This is a genomic window from Achromobacter sp. E1, assembly GCF_037039475.1.
Taxonomy (GTDB): domain Bacteria; phylum Pseudomonadota; class Gammaproteobacteria; order Burkholderiales; family Burkholderiaceae_B; genus Achromobacter; species Achromobacter mucicolens.
This window is the reverse complement of record NZ_CP146253.1, coordinates 2,383,674-2,401,161: the sequence shown is the minus strand read 5'-3', so window position 1 is coordinate 2,401,161 and position 17,488 is coordinate 2,383,674. Positions and strand designations below refer to the sequence as shown.

Below are 17,488 nucleotides of genomic sequence, written 5' to 3'. Positions count from 1 at the left end.
GATCGCAAGATCGGCCCGTTTTACATGGCAAACCGCCAAACGCGCGCCAGGCAATCAGCCCGCAGTCGTGGCCGGCGCGGCAGGCGCGGCCACCGTGCGCTCCGTCCAGCCGCCGCCCAGCACCTTGTACAGCGTGACCAGATTGGTCAGCCGCGCCAGGCGCGTATCGACCAGCGCCTGCTGCGAGGTGTACAGCGAGCGCTGCGAATCCAGCACGCTCAGGTAATCGTCGATCCCCTGCCGGAAACGTTGCTCGGACGCGTCATACGCGCGCTGGTTGGCGTCCACCAGCAACCGCTGCGCCTGGATCTGCTCGTCCAGCGTGCCGCGGCCGGCCAATGCATCGGCCACTTCGCGAAATCCCGTCTGGATGGATTTCTCGTACTGCGCCACCTGGATATTCTTCTGCACCTTCGCCAGATCCAACCCCGCCAGCAGCGAGCCGCCCGCGAAGATCGGCACGGTGATCTGGGGCACGAAGCTCCAGGCCCCGGAGCCGCCGTCGAACAGGCCGCCCAGGCTGGCGCTGGCGGTGCCGGCCGAGCCCGTCAGGCTGATGGTGGGGAAGAACGCGGCGCGCGCCGCGCCGATATTGGCGTTGGCGCCCTTCAATTGATGCTCGGCCGCGCGGATGTCCGGGCGGCGGGCCAGCAGATCGGATGGCAGGCCGGCGGGCAGCGTGGTCGGCAGCATGCTGTCGTCCAGCTTGACCGCGTTGTCCAGCGCCGCCGCCATTTCGGGCGATAGCGGCTGGCCCACCAGCAGCACCAGCGCATTGCGGTCCTGCGCGGCCTGGCGCGTGTATTGCGACAGGTTGCGCTCGGCCGTGCGCAGCGACACTTCGGCCTGGCTAAGGTCCAGCGCGGTGGACAGGCCCTGGTCGTAGCTCTGCTTGGTCAGGTTGTAGGAATCTTGCTGGCTCTTGAGCGTGTCGCGCGTCAGGCTGAGCAGCTCCTGGTCCGCGCGCAGCGTAAGGTAAGCGTTCGCAACTTCGGCGATCAGCGTGAGCTGCGTGGCAGTGCGAGTTTCGTCCAGCGCCAGATACGACTCCAGCGCCTTGTCGCTCAGGCTGCGGATGCGGCCAAAGAGGTCCAGCTCCCAGGCGGACATGGCGGCGCCCACCTGGTAGCTGTGGCTGGTGGTGGCACGGCCGCTGGGCGACAGGTCGGCCGGCGTGCGCTGGGCCGAGCCCTGGCCCGCCACGCCGATGCTGGGCGCCAGGTCGGCACGCTGGATGCGGTACTGCGCGCGCGCCGCCTCGACGTTCAGCGCGGCCACGCGCAGGTCGCGGTTGTTGGTCAGCGACTGTTCGATCAGCTGTTGCAACAGCGGATCGCCGAAGAAGTCGCGCCAGCCGATGTCGGCCACGGCCATGCCGGCCGGTGCAGCCGTCTGGGCGGCGTTGTACGCCGGCCCCGTGGGGTAAGCCGCGTCGACGGGCGCATCGGGACGCTCGTAGGTGGGGGCCAGCGAGCAGCCCGCCAGGGCCGCCGCCAGGGATACAGACAGCAAGGTTCTCATCGGGAATGTCATTACGGTTGACCCTCCGCCGGCACGTCCTGCGGCCCCTTGGCGCTGGTGTCGTGCTTGTCGACGTTTTCGCTCATGCGCTTGACCTTGAACACGCGCAGCATGATGACGAAGAAAGCCGGTACGAAGAAGATGGCCAGGAACGTGCCGGTCAGCATGCCGCCGATCACGCCCGTGCCGATGGCGTTCTGGCTGCCCGAGCCCGCGCCGCTGGAAATCGCCAGCGGGGTCACGCCCAGGATGAACGCCAGGGACGTCATCAGGATGGGACGCAGACGCTGGCGGGCGGCGTGGATGGCCGATTCCGTCAGGCTGGCGCCCGATTCATAGTGCTCCTTGGCGAACTCCACGATCAGGATGGCGTTTTTGGCCGCCAGCCCGATTGTCGTCAGCAGACCCACCTGGAAGTACACGTCGTTGGACAGGCCGCGCATCAGCGTGGCCAGCAGCGCGCCGATGATCCCCAGCGGCACCACCAGCATGACCGCAGACGGAATGGTCCAGCTTTCATACAGCGCCGCCAAACACAGGAACACCACAATGAGCGAGATCGCGTACAGCGCGGGCGCCTGGGCGCCGGACAGGCGTTCTTCGAACGACAGGCCGGTCCATTCAAAGCCGACACCCACCGGCAGCTTGGCCGCCAGGCGCTCCATTTCTTCCATGGCTGCGCCCGAGCTGTAGCCCGGCGCCGCCTGGCCCTGGATGTTGTACGACGGCACGCCGTTGTAGCGGTTCAGCTTCTGCGGGCCGAAGCTCCAGGTGGCGCTGGAGAACGCCGAGAACGGCACCATGTCGCCATCCTTGTTGCGCACGTACCACTTGTTCAGGTCTTCCGGCAGCATGCGCGAGGACGCCTCGCCCTGCGCGAACACCTTCTTCACGCGGCCGCGGTCGATGAAGTCGTTGACGTACGACGAGCCCCACGCGGTGGCCAGCGTGCTGTTGATGTCCGACACGGCCACGCCCAGGGCGCGGGCCTTTTCGCGGTCGATATCCAGCTGGTACTGCGGCGCGTCCTCGATGCCGTTGGGACGCACGCCCACCAGCACCGGGCTTTGAGCGGCCTCGCCCAGCAGCTGGTTGCGCGCGGCAAGCAGCTTCTCGTGGCCCACGCCGGCGCGGTCCATGAGCTGGAAGTCAAAGCCGGTGACGTTGCCCAGTTCCATCACGGACGGCGGCGGCACAACGAACAATTTCGCACGGCGTTCCGTCTGGGCGAAATGCGCGTTGGCGCGCCCGGCCACGGCGGCGGCCTTCAGGCTGGCGTCGCCGCGCTCTTCCCAGTCGCGCAGCTTGATGAACAGGATGGACGCGTTCTGGCCGCGGCCGCCGAAGTTAAAGCCGTTGACCGCGAACACCGAGGTGACGGCGTCCTTTTCTTCGGTCAGCAGGTACTTGGTGGCGTCGTCGATGACGGCCTTGGTGGCCTCGGCGGTGGCGCCGGCGGGCGTCTGGATCTGGGCGAACAGGATGCCCTGGTCCTCGGCCGGAAGGAACGCGGTGGGGATGCGGGTGAACAGCCAGCCCATCGCGATGACCAGCGCCAGATACACGACCATCAGGCGCTTGGTGCGGTTCAGGCCGCGCGCGACGGTGTTGGCGTAGCCGTTGCTGCTGCGTTCGAACGTGCGGTTGAACCACCCGAAAAAGCCCCTCTTGGCGCCATGATGGCCCTTGGGAATGGGCTTGAGCAGCGTCGCGCACAGGGCCGGGGTGAAGACAATGGCCACGATCACGGACAGCACCATCGAAGACACGATCGTGATCGAGAACTGCCGGTAGATGACGCCCGTGGAGCCGCCGAAGAACGCCATCGGGATGAACACGGCGGCCAGCACCATCGCAATGCCGATCAGCGCGCCGGTGATCTGGCTCATGGACTTGCGCGTGGCCTGCTTGGGCGTAAGGCCCTCTTCGGCCATCACCCGCTCGACGTTTTCCACGACCACGATGGCGTCGTCGACCAGCAGGCCGATGGCCAGCACCATGCCGAACATGGTCAAGGTGTTGATGGAATAACCGAACGCGGCCAGCACGCCGAACGTGCCCAGCAGCACCACCGGCACGGCCAGCGTGGGAATGATGGTGGCGCGGAAGTTCTGCAGGAAGAGATACATCACCAGGAACACCAGGATGATGGCCTCGACCAGCGTCTTGAACACTTCATGGATCGACAGGCTGACGAACGGCGTCGTGTCGTACGGATAGACGACGTCCATGCCCGGCGGGAAATACGGCTTGAGGTTGTTGATGGTGTCGCGCACCGCCTGCGCCGTGTCCAGCGCGTTGGCGCCCGGCGCCAGCTTGATGGCCAGGCCCGATGCCGGATTGCCGTTGTAGAAGCTGTCGATGGCGTAGGTCTGGCCGCCCAGTTCGATGCGCGAGACATCGCGCAGGCGCACCTGCGAACCGTCGGAATTGACCTTGAGCAGGATCTGGCCGAAGTCCTCGGGCGTCTGCAGGCGCGACGGGCCGATGATGGTGGCGTTCAGCTGCTGGCCGCGTACGGACGGCAGGCCGCCCAGCTGGCCGGACGACACCTGGACGTTCTGTTCCTTGATCGCGGTGGTGATGTCGACCGTGGTCAGCCCGTAGTTGACGAGCTTGGCCGGGTCGAGCCATATCCGCATCGCATACTGCGAGCCGAAGAGCTGGAAGTCGCCCACGCCCTGCGTGCGGCTGATGGGATCCTGCACGTACGAGGCGACGTAGTCGGCCAGGTCGTCCTTGGTCATCGAGCCGTCGGTGGACACGAAGCCCGCCACGATCAGGAAGTTCTTGGTGGCCTTGGTGACGCGGATGCCCTGCTGCTGCACTTCCTGCGGCAGAAGCGGCTGCGCCAGCGCAAGCTTGTTCTGGACCTGCACCTGCGCGGTGTCGGGGTTGGTGCCCTGCTTGAAGGTCAGCGTGATGGACATGCTGCCGTCGGAGTTGCTTTCCGAGGAGATGTACTGCAGGCCGTCAAGACCGTTCATCTGCTGCTCGATCACCTGCACGACGGTGTCCTGCACGGTCTGCGCGGACGCGCCCGGGTAGGTCACCGCGATGCCGATGGCGGGCGGCGCGATGTTGGGATACTGGGCAACCGGCAATTGCAGGATGGACAGCGCGCCGGCCATCATCAGCACGATCGCGATCACCCAGGCAAATACCGGCCTGTCGATAAAAAACTTTGCCATGCGTGGCTCCCTGATTACTGCTTGGCCGGCGCGGCGCCGGCAGCTTGCGGCTCCTGCGGCTGCGGCGCCTTGGCGCTGGCCTCGGTGGCGACGACTTCAACGCCGGGGCGCACCATCTGCAGGCCTTCCACGATCACGCGGTCGCCGGCGGACAGGCCGTCCGTCACGAGCCACTTGTCGCCGATGGCGCGGTCGGTCTTCAGGTCACGCAATTCGACCTGGTTCTTGGCGTTGACGACGAGCGCGGTCGGCTGGCCGCGCTGGTTGCGCGTCACGCCGCGCTGCGGCACCAGCAGGCCGTCGGCCGCAACGCCGTCAGCCAGGCGCGCGCGCACGAACATGCCGGGCAACAGGCGCCGGTCCGGATTGGGGAACACCGCGCGCAGCGTGATCGAGCCCGTGCCCGGGTCCACGGTCACTTCCGAAAACTGGAGCTTGCCGGTCTCTTTGTATTGCGAGCCGTCTTCCAGCGTCAGCGTGACCAGCGCGGCCTGCTCGCCGTCCGCCTTTTGCAGCTGGCCGCTGGCCAGCGCATCCTGCAGGCGCAGCAATTGCACGCTGGACTGCGTAAGGTCGACGTAGATGGGGTCGATCTGCTGCACTGCGGCGAGCGCGCTGGTCTGGTTGGCAGTCACGAGCGCGCCTTCGGTGACCGCGGAGCGGCCGATGATGCCGTCGATGGGCGACAGCACCTTGGTGTAGACGAGGTTGATGCGGGCCGTGTCCAGCGCCGCCTTGGCCGACAGCACGTCGGCGGCGGCCTGATCGCGCGAGGCGACGGCGTTGTCGTAAGTCTGCTGGCTGACCGCGCGGGTGGCGACCAGCGGTTTGTAGCGCTCGGCCAGCAGCGCGGCCGTCTTCTGCTGCGCCTGGGCGCGGGCCAGCGCAGCCTTCTGGCTGTCGACGTTGGCCTGGTAGAGGGCGGGATCGATCTGATAGAGCTGTTCGCCGGCCTTGACCTCGCCGCCCTCGGTGAAGAGGCGCTTCTGGACGATGCCGTTGACCTGCGGACGGACTTCGGCCACGCGGAACGGGGACGTGCGGCCAGGCAGCTCGGTGGTAAGGGAAACGGGCTGCGTCGCCAGGGTGACGACCGTGACCTGCGGCTTGCCCGCCTGGGGCGCCTCTTGCTTCTTGCCGCAAGCGGCCAGGGTGAGAGCCGATGCCGTCAGCGCGAAAACCGCCGCGCCGCGCCACATAGCGCTTTTCTTATTCATAGATTGCATTCCCGATTTCAATAAAGGTAGCCCCACGCCGCGCAAGCGCCGCGTGCCTGTTGGCCCTGAAGGGGCCGGTTTGCCTGGGGCGATTCTGCGAAGAACATCAGCCCGTCAGACCGTCTTGGCGCGGTCCGCGGCGTTCGACCTGGGTGGATTCGCGTGGAACACGCAAGGCTGGACGTTTATCGCATTGCTGCATTGCAGAACTCGCATTCTGAGTTATCCCGCTTTAGAAACAAAGGGGCATGAAGAGAAAACATCATTCCATTTATGGGACAATTGTTCGATCCGCACTGTGACAAAATTCGGTCATGAAACGCCTACAGGGAATGGAACTCTTCGTCGAGGTCGCCAAGACAAACAGTTTTAGCCGCGCTGCGGCAACGCTGGGCGTGCCAAAGTCGACCTTGTCTCGCCAGGTGGCCGAATTGGAGCGGTCCGTGGGATTGCGGCTGCTGAGCCGCACCACGCGCAAGGTGGAGCTGACCGACGCCGGGCGGCTGTATTTCGAACGCTGCCAGCGCATCGTGGCCGAGGCGCAGATCGCCCATGAAGAACTGCAGAAGCTGGTGGACACGCCGGCCGGGCCGCTGCGGGTGAACATGCCCGCGGACTTCGGCACGGACTTCCTGGCTGAATCGTTCATGGAGTTTTCCCGGCGCTATCCCGATGTGACGTTTTTCCTGGACCTCGCGAACCCGGACCACGCATCGCGCGTGTTCCAGACCTGCGACGTGTCGATCGAAATCGGCGACCTGCCCGACTCGACCCAGATTGCAAGATTGCTGGGCATGCTGCCTGCCTACCTGTATGCCTCGCGCGAATACCTGGAAAAGCACGGCGAACCGAAGCATCCCAGCGACTTGACCCGGCACGAGTGCATTGAGTTCCGCGCGGAAGGCGCCGGCCGCGTGACGCGCTGGCCGCTCACCAACGGCGAACAGCACATCGAGTTCACGCCGGGCAACCGGTTTTCCGTCAACGGCGTCGCCATGGCCCGCCGCCTGGCCATGCTGGGCGCGGGCATTGCGGTGCTGGTGGGAGGTCAGTTGGCGGAACAGCAGTCCGGCCAGTTGCAGCGCGTGCTGCCCGACTGGCAGCTTGGCCCGTTTCCGGTCCACGCCGTCACCGAGACGCGCCTGCTGCCCGCCAAGACCCGGATCTTCATCGAGTTCCTGATGGAGCGGCTGGGCAGCCACTGGCAAGCGAAGGATACGCCTGCTTTCATGAAACGCGGCTAAGGCCGAAACAGACTGAAAAATCCTTCGGCGGCCGACAAGTGTTGTCGGGTGCGGTGACCAATGCTGCGAGAGGTGTCTCGCTGACGGTGTCGGACACCCTTTGGACGGCGTCTCAAGATGGAGAGGCTCTGACCAGGGTGTCAGACCCTTGCGTTGATCAGCGCTGGTAGGTGTCTGACACCCTTGGGGCAGGATCTTGGAAGGAAGACTGTCTCACCAGGGTGTCAGACACCAGCTCAGACGAAACTCGGTCGAGCGGTGGTAGGTGTCTGACACCCTTGGGGCAGGATCTTGGAAGGAAGACTGTCTCACCAGGGTGTCAGACACCGGCTTAGAAGAAAGTCGGGCGCCATCCGGCTGGCGGGCACCAGCTCAGAACGATTCGTCGTCGCGCAAGTAGCGCCATTGGCCCAGCGGCAGGTCGCCCAGCGCGACGCGGCCGATGCGCACGCGTTTCAGGCCGATCACTTTCAGTCCCACCATTTCGCACATGCGGCGGATCTGGCGTTTCTTGCCTTCGCGCAGCACGAACCGCAGCTGGTCGTGATTCTGCCAGCGCACCTGGGCGCGCTTGAGGGGCTTGCCGTCCAGCGACAGGCCGTGATTGAGCAAGGCCAACCCGTTGTCGGAGAGCTCGCCCTGAACGCGGACAAGATATTCCTTGTCGATGGTGGAGTCTTCGCCAATCAGTTGCTTGGCGACGCGGCCGTCCTGCGTCAGGACGAGCAGCCCTTGCGAATCGATGTCCAGGCGGCCAGCGACGGCCAGCCCGTCCAGGTGGGCGCGTTCGAAGCGCTGCGGGGCGCGGTCGCCGGCAAAGCGCGAGCGTGAATCGATCAGCGCCACGGCAGGCGTGTAGCCTTTTTCGGCCTGGCCGGAGACATAGCCCACGGGCTTGTTGATCAGGATGGTGACGCGGGAGGTCTGGCGCGCGTGCGCGGCGCGCTCCAGCGTGATTTCCTGGTCGGGATAGGCCCGCGCGCCCAATTCGGACACGACGACGCCGTCGACGCGGACCCAGCCGCGCTCGATATAGCTGTCCGCCTCGCGGCGGGAACAGAGTCCGCGCTCGGACATGAGCTTGGAGATACGTACTTTTTCCATGGGCGGTATTGTATGCGGACGGCCGGTGCCCCCCTGCCCTGCGGCATTGCGACGCAGACGGCCTTCGGGCGGGGCTTGGCATAATACGCAGCCATGACGAAACCCGCAGCCCATTGCCCCCCTCTCGCCGCTGGCTGGCTGGCGCAAGCCCCGGCCATTCTGTCCCCCGCCCAACGCCACTGGCTGTTCCGGCCGGGCGCACTTACCGCCGGCTTGCGCCAGGTCGGGCAGGTGCGTCTGCGGGTGCTGGCCGAGTACGCCGATGGCGCGCCGGCCGACGAGGCGCGTGCGATGCGCATTGCGCCGGGCGCACCGGTGTGGATCCGCGAGGTATTGATGTCCGTGAACGGTGTGGACAGCGTCCCGGCGCGCAGCCTGACGCCGTTGACCGCTTCGCACGGCGCCTGGCAAGGTATGCGGCGCCTGCTGACCCGGCCGCTGGCCGACATGCTGTATCACGACAGCACGGTGATCCGGTCACCCTTTGCGTGCCGCCGCCTGGCCTCGCCCGTGCCGTTCCATGCCACCGCCTCGAACGTGTTGCCGCCTGAAGCCCGCGCGCTGCAGGCCCGCCGGATCTGGGCGCGCCGCTCGGTGTTCTGGCGCCAGGGCCAGCCGCTGCTGGTGGCCGAGTGCTTTCTGCCGGACTTCTGGGAATTGATCGCCGGCCAGCCCGTGCCGCCGCTCGTGCCGCACCAGCGCACGCCGCGCTGAGGCGGCTGAGTGCGGGCCACAGCGAAAACGTTCAGCCCACGCGGCGCCCCCGCTGCCGTCACAACCGCGCACACCGCCCCGATTCAGGTACCCTGCCCCCCGCTGTAAGCGGGTTCAGCCTTCGTACCGCCGCCCTTGCTCCAGCAGTTCCGGCGTGCCGATCACGTCATTGAGCCCGTCAAAATCCAGCATGCTGTCCTTCCACGGCCCCGTCGTGCCGTGCTGGCGCAGGCTGCCGTAATAGCCCTGCAGCGTATGCGCGACGGCGCGCGCGGTGCCGCCCGGGAAGATCACGATGCGAAACCCCACGGCGGCGAGCGCGCCGGCGTCCTGCACTGGCGTCTTGCCGCCCTCCACCATGTTGGCCAAGAGCGGCACGCGCGCCGCGAAGCGGTCGCAGGCCGCGCGCATCTGTTCCGGCGAGCGCAGCGCTTCGATGAAGAGCGCGTCCGCACCGGCTTCCAGATAGGATTCGGCGCGGTCCAGCGCCGAATCCAGGCCCTCGGACGCCAGCGCGTCGGTGCGCGCCAGGATCAGCGTCGACGCATTGACGCGTGCGTCCACGGCGGCGCGTAGCTTGCCGCACATCTCGGCAGCGGGAATCACGCTCTTGCCGTCCAGGTGGCCGCAGCGCTTGGGGAAGGTCTGGTCTTCGAGCTGGATCATGGCCGCGCCCGCGCGCTCGAAGCCGCGCACGGTGCGCTGGGTGTTCAGCGCGTTGCCGAATCCCGTGTCGGCATCCACGATCACCGCCGCCGACACGCGCTCGGCGATGCGGGCCAGCGTGTCCTCGACCTCGGTGTACGTGGTCAGGCCGATGTCCGAGCGGCCCAGCCGCGAGTAAGCGATGGACGCGCCCGACAGGTACAGCGCGGAAAAGCCCGCCTGCTCGGCGATCAGCGCCGACAAGGCGTCGTAGACGCCGGGAGCCAGAACGGTGCCGGCCGCCAATTGCGCTTTCAGGTTCTGTGTTTGCATCTTGGGTTCCTAATCCAGGCGGCGCCCGAGCAGCGCCGCCGCCGTGGCCGCGGCGATATGGCCGCCCGCAACCGCGCTGAGCAAGCCGTTGCCGGACAGATAGCCCGACACGTCGTTGCCCGAAACGCCCCGGGCGGCGCCGCCCGCGGCCAAGAGATTGGGCAGCGCCTGGCCGGCGTTGTCCAGGACGCGGCATTGCGCGTCGATGTCCAATCCGCCTTGTGTGTGAAAGAGTGCGCCGGTCACCTTGACCGCGTGGTACGGCGCCTGCAGGGTCCGTTCAAAGCGGCGTCCCAGCGGATCCGGCGCGCCGGGGCGGACCGCATCCAGCGTCTGGTCCAGCACGAGCGGATCGCAGCCGATCAGCGCGGCCAGCTCGGGCACGCTAGCGCACGTCTTGAGCGCCTGGCCTTGCTCGGCCTGCACAAAGTCGGGAAACCCGCGCGCCAGCGCGAGCGTGCGGTCGTCAAAGACGTTCCAGGCGACCGAGTCCGGCTGCGCCAGCACATGGACCGCGGCTTCGGAATAGCCGTGTGTCTCGTCGTGAAAGCGCCGGCCCTCGCGGTTGATCTGCACGCCGCCGTCCATCATCACGGCCCAGGAAATCAGCGCGCCTTGCGGCGTGGCCCAGGAGCCGTGGCCCTGGTAGCCGCCCAGGTCCGCCAGGCGCGCGCCCAGCTGCGTGCCCCACTGGATGGCGCTGCCGTCGTTGCCCGCATGGCCGCCGTAGACGGCCTCGCGCATGGCGGGCAGGTACTCGCCCACCATCGCGGCGTTGCCGCCAAAGCCGTTGCAGGCCAGGATCAGGACATCGCAGCCGATCACGTCGACCGAACCGTCCGGGCGTTCGCAACCCACCGCCGAGACTCGGCCTTGGCCTTCGTCGTCCGTCCAGATCTCGCGGGCCAGCGCGCGCGTCAGTAGGTAGGCGCCTGCCCCGGTGGCGGCGCGTTCCAGGGCGGCGACCAGCGCCGCGCCGGTGCGCTCGGGCAGCGTGTGCATGCGCCGCGCCGTGTGTCCCGGATACAGGAAGCCGTCCAGCACCTCGAAGCGCAGCCCGTGCGCGGCCAATGCGTCCATGGCGGCGGCGGCCGCGCCGGTGTAGGCAGCCACCAGGGCTGGCGAGGCCGTGCCGTTGGCCTTGGCCTGGATGTCGGCGGCAAAGCGCTGCGCGTCGTCCTCGATGCCTGCGGCGCGCTGCACCGCGGAGCCGGCTGCGGGAATGAAACCGGAAGACAGCGCCGTGGATCCGGTGGGCACGGCATCGCGTTCGATCAGCACCGTCTCGATGCCGGCGCTGGCCAGGCGCAGCGCGGCGGTCAGGCCGCAAGCGCCCGCGCCGATGATGGCCACCGGCACGTGCATCGCGTCCGCGCCGGGCGCCTCGCCCCTTCTGACGACGGGTGCGCTCACGATGCCAGCCTGTCCAGCAGGTCCTGGCACGACACCACCTCGACCACCGTGCGCAGGTCCGCCAGCGCGGCTTCGTGCATGGCGGGGGTCGGCGCGGCGCAGCCATCGGCCAGCACCGTCACGTGATAGTCGCGCATATGGGCATCGCGCACCGTGCTGGCGACCCCGCCATTGGTGACGATGCCGGCCACCACCACGCTGGAAATACCTGCGCGCCGCAGCACCCAGTCGAGCTGCGTGTTGAAGAAGGCGGAGTACGCGACCTTCCAGACCGATACGTCGACCAGCCCGTCCAGCTCGGCCACGTTGGCCTGACCGGGTGAGCCGGCCACGAAATCGCCACGGCGCAGGAACGGGCGCAGTTGCTTGAGGTGCGGCGAGATCATCGGTTCGCCATGCGCATCGGGCCACAGCGTGAACTGGCTGGCGGCCACGAAACCGCCCTGCCCCTTGAGCGCGCGGGCCACGGGCGCGACCCGCGCGGGCAAGGCCCTGGCCTGCGGGCTGACCGCGCCGCCGCGGTCGTAGGCGCCGCCCGGCGCCAGGAAGTCGTTCTGCAGGTCGATGATGACCAGCGCGGTCGTGCGGGGATCGAAGGCGTGCATGGCGGGCTCCTACGATGCAGTCCGGGCGATCAGCAGATTGCCCAGGGAATCGACCCGGCCCGCAAAGCCGGGCTCGATCCAGATGGTGGTGTCGGGCTGTTCCAGGATAGCCGGGCCCGCGACCTCGGCGCCGACCGGCAGGTCCAGGCGCGCGTAGCGCACCGCATCGTGCCATTGCCCGGCATGAAAGACTGCCTGCGTGCCCAGCGCCGCGGGCATGGCTGTGCTGGTGGGCGCCAGGAGGGCCAGATCGAACTTGGGACGCTGGCCGATCCGCGCGTAGCGCAGGTTCAGAATGCGCACCGCAATGCCGGTGAGGCTGCGGCCGAAGGCGGCCTGGTAGGCGCGGTCGAATGCGGCGGCTATGCCCTCGCGGCTGAGGTCCGCGCGGCCCACTTCGACGCGCACGGTGTGGCTCTGGCCCACGTACAGCATGTCCAGCTCGATGCTTTCGCGGATGCCCTCGAACGACACGCCCGCCGAATCCAGGCGCTGCTGGCAGGCGTCTGCCAGCCCGTCGATGCGAGCCAGCAGGTCGGCCGCGTCCAGCGCATCCAGCGCCACGTTCAGGGTCTGCACGCCGTCGTGGCGCATGTCGGCCATGACGCAGCCCAGCGCCGACGTCACGCCCGGGTAGCGCGGCACGATGCCGTGGGCGGCGTCCACCTCGTTCATCATGGCGCAGACGTGCAGCGCGCCGCCGCCGCCGAACGGCATGTAGGCAAACTTGCGCGGATCGTGGCCGCGCTCGATGGACACGACGCGGATCGCGCCCGCCATCTTGGCGTTGGCGACCGTCAGGATGGCTTCCGCGGCCGCATGGACGTCCAGTCCCAGCGGACGCGCCACGTGTTCCTCGATGGCGGCGCGCGACAGGTCGACGTCCATCTTGGCCAGAAGACCCCCGCCCAACGGGCGGTCCGCGGCGATGCGGCCCAGCAGCACGTTCGCGTCCGTGACAGTGGGCCGGGTGTTGCCGCGGCCATAGCAGGCCGGGCCGGGGATGCTGCCCGCGGATTCAGGGCCGACTTGCAACAGCCCGCCGGCATCGACGCTGGCGATCGAGCCGCCGCCCGCGCCAATGGTTTCGATCTGGATCATCGGCGCGCGCACGACCATGCCGAAGTCGATGGCGGTCTGCGCCGACAGCGAGGCCTCGCCCTCGGCCACCAACGACACGTCGAACGAGGTGCCGCCCATGTCGCCCGTGACCACATTGGGAAAGCCCGCAGCACGGGCAATGGCCGCGCACGCGATGACGCCGGCCGCCGGCCCCGACAAGGCGGTGCGCACGGGCACGTCGCACGCCGTCTGGCGCGACATCACGCCGCCATTGCTCTGCACCACCAGCAGTTCGCCCTGGAAGCCGTGCTGCTGCAGATCGGATTCCAGGCGCGTCAGGTAGCTGCCCACCACGGGCTGCAGCGCGGCGTTCAGCACCGCCGTCGAGCACCGCTCGAACTCGCGGATCTCGGGCAGCACCTCGGTCGCGGCGGTGACGTTGCCGTTGGGCCAGATGGACCGCACGCGGGCGGCGGCCTGGGCTTCGTTGACGGGGTTGGCGTAGGCGTTCACGAAGAACACGCAGACCGCCTCGCAGCCTTGCGCCAGCAGCGTGCGCGCCGCGGCCTCCACCTGGTCCAGGTCCACGGGCGTGTGCAGCGCGCCATCGGCCAGCACGCGCTCGCGCACTTCCAGGCGCAGATCGCGCGGCACGACGGGTTCATAGTTGCCGCGCAGGCCCCAGGTCTGCGGCCGGTCGCGGCGGCGCATTTCCAGCACGTCGCGAAAGCCCTCGGTCGTGATGATGCCGGTGCGCGCGACCTTGCGCTCCAGCAGTGCGTTGGTGCCCACGGTGGTGCCGTGCACGATCGTCGCGATGTCGCCGGCGCCGTCAGCCACCCGGGCGATGCCGTTCATGAAGCCGCGCGCTTCCTCGCCGCGGGTCGACGGCACCTTGACCACGCGGGCGCTGCCGCCCGCCTCGTCCAGCACGAACAGATCCGTGAACGTGCCGCCCACGTCCACGCCCACCACCAAACCTTGCGCCGCGCTCATGCCGACTGCTCCTTCTGAATGTCGCTCACATAGCCCATCTTGCGGTCGTGCTCGCGCGCCGCGGGGTCACGCCGCGCGGGATCGCCATAGCCGCCTCCGCCCGGCGTTTCCAGGCGCACGCGGTCGCCGCGTTGCAGCCGGATGCCCAGCATCTTCGAGCTCATGGGCGGGGACAGCCACTGGCCGTCCTGCTGATAGCGAAAGACGTTGAGCGCGGCCTGGCCGCCGCCCGCGATGCCCTTGGGCGCGCTGCGGCCGCGCTCGCCGAAGATGAACGCCTCGGCGCTGTCTTCCAGCAATTCGATTTCATAGATGGCGCCCAGGCCGCCGCGATGCGCGCCGTCGCCCGCCGAATCCGGACGCAGCGCCCATTGCGTGAAGCGCACCGGATACGCCGCCTCCAGGATTTCCAGCGGCGGAATGGTCGCGGTGGAGATCGGCGCATTGCCGTGGCTCAGGCCGTCGCCGTCCGAATGCCCGCCGTGGCCGCCGCCAAAGAAGCTGAACATCACCCAGCGCTGGCCCTTGCGGGCGGCGTCGCTGCGGTAGCCGGCGATCGACAGCGCGTTGATGGTGCCGTAGGCCTGCGCCATCGCGCGGTCCGGCGCGGCCTGGGCCATCGCGCAGAAGATCACGTCGATCATGCGCAGGATGGTCTCGGTGTAGCCGCCCACCGGACGCGGACGGTCGGCCGAGATCACCAGGCCGTCCGGCAGCGTCACCTCCACCGCGTCCAGCACGCCCGCGTTGGCGGGGACATCCGGGAACAGGTGCTTGAGCGCCACGTAGCAGGCTGCGATGGCGGTGGCGCGCGAGATGTTGACCGGACCCGCGCAGGCCGGCGACGTGCCGGTGAAGTCCAGCCCCAGGCGGTCACCGGCGATGGTGAGCTTGAGCGCGATGCGCAGCGGCGCATCGCGCACGCCGTCGTTGTCCAGCATGTCTTCAAAGGCGTATTCGCCATCCGGCAGGCGGGCGATGTGATCGCGCATCAGGCGGCGCGCCCGTTCGCGCAGGGTGTCCAGGGACTCCAGCACCGTGGCGTCGCCGTATTCGTCCAGCAGACCGTCCAGCCGGCGCGCGCCCAGTTCCAGCGCCGCGAGCTGGCCGTTCAGGTCGCCCCACAGGCTGTCGGGCAGGCGAGTATTGGCCTTCAGGATGGCCAGCACGTCCTGGTCCAGCACGCCCGCGCGCACGATGCGCACGGGCGGGATCTGCACCGCTTCCTGCCAGCATTCGGTGGCGGCCGGGTTGTAGTTGCCGGGCACCGCGCCGCCCACGTCATGCCAGTGTGCTGCCGACGCCAGGTAGCAGAACAGCTTGCCGCCGCGGAACACCGGCTTGACCAGCTTGAAGTCGTTGGCGTGCGTGCCGCCTTCGTAAGGATCGTTGAACAGCCACACGTCGCCGTCCACCATGCCGCCACGGCCGGCCGCGGCCTTGGCCGCCGCCTTCACCGCGAACGCCATCGCGCCCACGAAGACGGGCAGGCCCGACTTGCCCTGGATCAGCGTGGCGCCGGTGGCGGCGTCGTACATGCCGTGGCAGGCGTCATGGGCCTCGGCGATGATGGGATTGAACGCGCTGCGGTACAGCGTCGCGTCCATTTCGTCGGCGATCTGTTCCAGGCGGCCCTTCAGGACCGCCAGGGTAACGGGGTCAAGCATGATGTTGTTCCTAAGAGGTTTGACGCTGTTTCAGCAGATTCAGCAGTCCGCCGGCCTGCACCATGTCAAGCAGGAAGCCGGGCACGGGCTCGCAGTGCAATTCGGCGGGTGTGCCGCCGGGACGGCCGATGCGGCCGGCGGCCGGGTCGAACGTGATGCCTTCGCCCTCGGCAAGGGTGTCGGCCTGGCTGCACGTCAGGAGCAGCAGCCCCACGTTGAACGCGTTGCGGAAATACAGGCCGTTGAAGGACGGCGCGATCACGGCGGCCACGCCCAGTCGCACGAGCGCCCCGGCCGCCTGCTCGCGCGACGAGCCGATGCCGAAGTTGGGGCCGGCCACCAGCACGTCGCCGGGCTGGACCTGGCCGGCAAAATCGGGCCGGACCCGCTGCAGGCAGTGGCGCGCGATCTCGTCGATGCCGAATTTCATGTAGGCGCCCGGCGCCAGCGCATCGGTGTCGATGTCCGCGCCCACGCGCCAGACGCGGTGCGTCGTGGTGTCTGCGTTCATGCCAGGAACTCCCGGGGATCGGCCACGCGGCCCGCCACGGCCGACGCCGCGACGGTGTAGGGCGACGCCAGGTAGACCTGCGCGGTCTCCGAGCCCATGCGCCCCTTGAAATTGCGCGCGGTGGTGGAAATGACGCTGGCGCCGTCCGGAATGGACCCGCCATAGCCCGCACAGGCGCCGCAGGACGTGGCCAGCACCTGGGCCCCCGCGTCGCGCAGTACCTGCATGACGCCTTCGCGGTCGGCCTGTTCCTGATCCACGCGGCTGGCCGGCGCCACCATCAGCTGCATGCCGTCCGCGAGCCGGCGGCCGCGCAGCACGCTGGCCGCGGCGCGCAGGTCGTCCAGCTTGGCGCCGGTGCAGGCGCCGATGTAGGCCACCTGCACCGGCACGTCGTTGTATTCGTCCACGCCGCGCGCGTTGGCCGGGCTGTGCGGCGCGGCAACCTGCGGGGCCAGCGCCGCGGCATCGAACTCGTGCCATTCGGCGTCGGCCTGCGGGTCGCTCTGCCAACGCGCCAGGTCCAGGTCCGCCGTCACGCCGGCCTCGCGCAGATAGGCCGCGGTGGTCTCGTCCGGGGCGATCAGGCCCACCTGCGAGCCCAGTTCGGCGCTCATGTTCGACAGCGTCATGCGCTCTTGCATGGACAGCGCGCGCACGGCCTCGCCGCAGAATTCCACCGCCTGGTAGCGTCCGCCGTTCATGCCGTAGCGGCCGATCATGTGCAGCATCATGTCCTTGGCGGTGACGCCGGCCGCCAGTTGGCCGCGCCAGTGCATCATCAGCGTCTTGGGCACTTTGACCCAGATCTGGCCGGTGACCGCCACGCCCAGCATTTCGGTGCTGCCGATGCCGAACATATACGCGCCAAACGCGCCGCCGGTCGGCGAATGCGAATCGCCGCCCACACAGAACATGCCGGGACGGATGTGGCCGTGCTGCGGCACCACCACGTGACAGATGCCGACCGAGTCATACACGTTGGGCAGTTGCTGCTCCGCGGCCCAGTCGCGCGCGATGCGCACGATGCGGCGCGATTCGTCGTCCGAATCCGGCACGTAGTGGTCGATGACCAGCACGATGCGGGACGGGTCCCACAACGTGGCGCCCAGCTCTTGCAGCATGGGCTGCAGGCGCCGGGGACCGCTGGAATCGTGGAACATCGCCAGGTCGACCGCACAGGTCACGATTTCGCCCTCGGCCACCGTCTCCCGCCCGCAGGCGGCGGCGATCAGCTTCTGGGCCAGGGTTTGAGGCTGGGCCAT

13 protein-coding genes are annotated in these 17,488 nt (G+C 68.3%); 2 read left to right on the top strand and 11 right to left on the bottom strand.

The features are described from left to right. Positions 1 to 54: 54 nt before the first annotated feature. From adeC to V6V88_RS10965, 3 genes are read right to left on the bottom strand one after another with little or no spacing between them, the layout of a single operon-like run. Positions 55 to 1,533 (bottom strand): AdeC/AdeK/OprM family multidrug efflux complex outer membrane factor, encoded by a 1,479-nt coding sequence (adeC, locus tag V6V88_RS10975; RefSeq protein ID WP_062840888.1) that lies wholly within the window; start codon positions 1,531 to 1,533, stop codon positions 55 to 57. Beyond that, complete coding sequence (locus V6V88_RS10970; protein WP_062840887.1) at positions 1,533 to 4,712, bottom strand: efflux RND transporter permease subunit; 3,180 nt, start codon at positions 4,710 to 4,712, stop codon at positions 1,533 to 1,535. Before V6V88_RS10970 ends, adeC begins: the two co-directional genes overlap by 1 nt. Positions 4,713 to 4,726: 14 nt before the next feature. Further along, the gene (locus tag V6V88_RS10965) at positions 4,727 to 5,911 is read right to left on the bottom strand and encodes an efflux RND transporter periplasmic adaptor subunit (RefSeq protein ID WP_223576489.1); all 1,185 of its coding nucleotides are present in this window, start codon (positions 5,909 to 5,911) and stop codon (positions 4,727 to 4,729) included. Between the two features lie 350 nt (positions 5,912 to 6,261). Between V6V88_RS10965 and V6V88_RS10960 the strand changes: the two genes are divergently transcribed. Beyond that, the gene (locus V6V88_RS10960) at positions 6,262 to 7,173 is read left to right on the top strand and encodes a LysR family transcriptional regulator (protein ID WP_062840885.1); all 912 of its coding nucleotides are present in this window, start codon (positions 6,262 to 6,264) and stop codon (positions 7,171 to 7,173) included. Between the two features lie 372 nt (positions 7,174 to 7,545). Here the strand turns inward: V6V88_RS10960 and V6V88_RS10955 are convergent, their stop codons facing one another. Then, positions 7,546 to 8,277 (bottom strand): pseudouridine synthase, encoded by a 732-nt coding sequence (locus tag V6V88_RS10955; RefSeq protein ID WP_056316485.1) that lies wholly within the window; start codon positions 8,275 to 8,277, stop codon positions 7,546 to 7,548. 93 nt (positions 8,278 to 8,370) lie between these two features. On the opposite strand from V6V88_RS10955, the gene V6V88_RS10950 reads away from it, so the two are divergent. After that, on the top strand, positions 8,371 to 8,991 hold the full coding sequence (locus tag V6V88_RS10950; protein ID WP_338619266.1) for a chorismate lyase: 621 nt from the start codon (positions 8,371 to 8,373) through the stop codon (positions 8,989 to 8,991). 114 nt (positions 8,992 to 9,105) lie between these two features. Here V6V88_RS10950 and V6V88_RS10945 read toward each other — a convergent pair whose 3' ends face one another. The 7 genes from V6V88_RS10945 to V6V88_RS10915 are packed head-to-tail and all read right to left on the bottom strand — an operon-like array spanning position 9,106 to position 17,488. Then, a complete protein-coding gene (locus V6V88_RS10945; protein WP_062840882.1) occupies positions 9,106 to 9,969 on the bottom strand; it encodes an oxaloacetate decarboxylase in 864 nt (287 codons plus the stop codon). 9 nt (positions 9,970 to 9,978) lie between these two features. Continuing rightward, a complete protein-coding gene (locus V6V88_RS10940; RefSeq protein ID WP_338619265.1) occupies positions 9,979 to 11,382 on the bottom strand; it encodes an FAD-dependent oxidoreductase in 1,404 nt (467 codons plus the stop codon). Next, a complete protein-coding gene (locus V6V88_RS10935; RefSeq protein ID WP_338619264.1) occupies positions 11,379 to 11,987 on the bottom strand; it encodes a cysteine hydrolase in 609 nt (202 codons plus the stop codon). The genes V6V88_RS10940 and V6V88_RS10935 overlap by 4 nt, the downstream gene beginning before the upstream one ends. Before the next feature lie 9 nt (positions 11,988 to 11,996). Continuing rightward, entirely contained in the window at positions 11,997 to 14,045 is a 2,049-nt protein-coding gene (locus tag V6V88_RS10930) for a hydantoinase/oxoprolinase family protein (protein ID WP_279213096.1), read from the bottom strand. Beyond that, complete coding sequence (locus V6V88_RS10925) at positions 14,042 to 15,712, bottom strand: hydantoinase B/oxoprolinase family protein (RefSeq protein ID WP_223575339.1); 1,671 nt, start codon at positions 15,710 to 15,712, stop codon at positions 14,042 to 14,044. The genes V6V88_RS10930 and V6V88_RS10925 overlap by 4 nt, the downstream gene beginning before the upstream one ends. 10 nt (positions 15,713 to 15,722) lie before the next feature. Next, the gene (locus V6V88_RS10920; protein WP_338619263.1) at positions 15,723 to 16,223 is read right to left on the bottom strand and encodes a 3-isopropylmalate dehydratase; all 501 of its coding nucleotides are present in this window, start codon (positions 16,221 to 16,223) and stop codon (positions 15,723 to 15,725) included. Continuing rightward, positions 16,220 to 17,488, bottom strand: coding sequence for a 3-isopropylmalate dehydratase large subunit (locus tag V6V88_RS10915; protein WP_338619262.1), 1,269 nt, complete (start codon positions 17,486 to 17,488; stop codon positions 16,220 to 16,222). Before V6V88_RS10915 ends, V6V88_RS10920 begins: the two co-directional genes overlap by 4 nt.

Coding starts and splice junctions, on each gene's coding strand:
- adeC (WP_062840888.1), bottom strand. CDS start 1,533: ATGACATTCCCGATGAGAACCTTGCTGTCTGTATCCCTGGCGGCGGCC.
- V6V88_RS10970 (WP_062840887.1), bottom strand. CDS start 4,712: ATGGCAAAGTTTTTTATCGACAGGCCGGTATTTGCCTGGGTGATCGCG.
- V6V88_RS10965 (WP_223576489.1), bottom strand. CDS start 5,911: ATGTGGCGCGGCGCGGCGGTTTTCGCGCTGACGGCATCGGCTCTCACC.
- V6V88_RS10960 (WP_062840885.1), top strand. CDS start 6,262: ATGGAACTCTTCGTCGAGGTCGCCAAGACAAACAGTTTTAGCCGCGCT.
- V6V88_RS10955 (WP_056316485.1), bottom strand. CDS start 8,277: ATGGAAAAAGTACGTATCTCCAAGCTCATGTCCGAGCGCGGACTCTGT.
- V6V88_RS10950 (WP_338619266.1), top strand. CDS start 8,371: ATGACGAAACCCGCAGCCCATTGCCCCCCTCTCGCCGCTGGCTGGCTG.
- V6V88_RS10945 (WP_062840882.1), bottom strand. CDS start 9,969: ATGCAAACACAGAACCTGAAAGCGCAATTGGCGGCCGGCACCGTTCTG.
- V6V88_RS10935 (WP_338619264.1), bottom strand. CDS start 11,987: ATGCACGCCTTCGATCCCCGCACGACCGCGCTGGTCATCATCGACCTG.
- V6V88_RS10930 (WP_279213096.1), bottom strand. CDS start 14,045: ATGAGCGCGGCGCAAGGTTTGGTGGTGGGCGTGGACGTGGGCGGCACG.
- V6V88_RS10925 (WP_223575339.1), bottom strand. CDS start 15,712: ATGCTTGACCCCGTTACCCTGGCGGTCCTGAAGGGCCGCCTGGAACAG.
- V6V88_RS10920 (WP_338619263.1), bottom strand. CDS start 16,223: ATGAACGCAGACACCACGACGCACCGCGTCTGGCGCGTGGGCGCGGAC.
- V6V88_RS10915 (WP_338619262.1), bottom strand. CDS start 17,488: ATGGCCCAGCCTCAAACCCTGGCCCAGAAGCTGATCGCCGCCGCCTGC.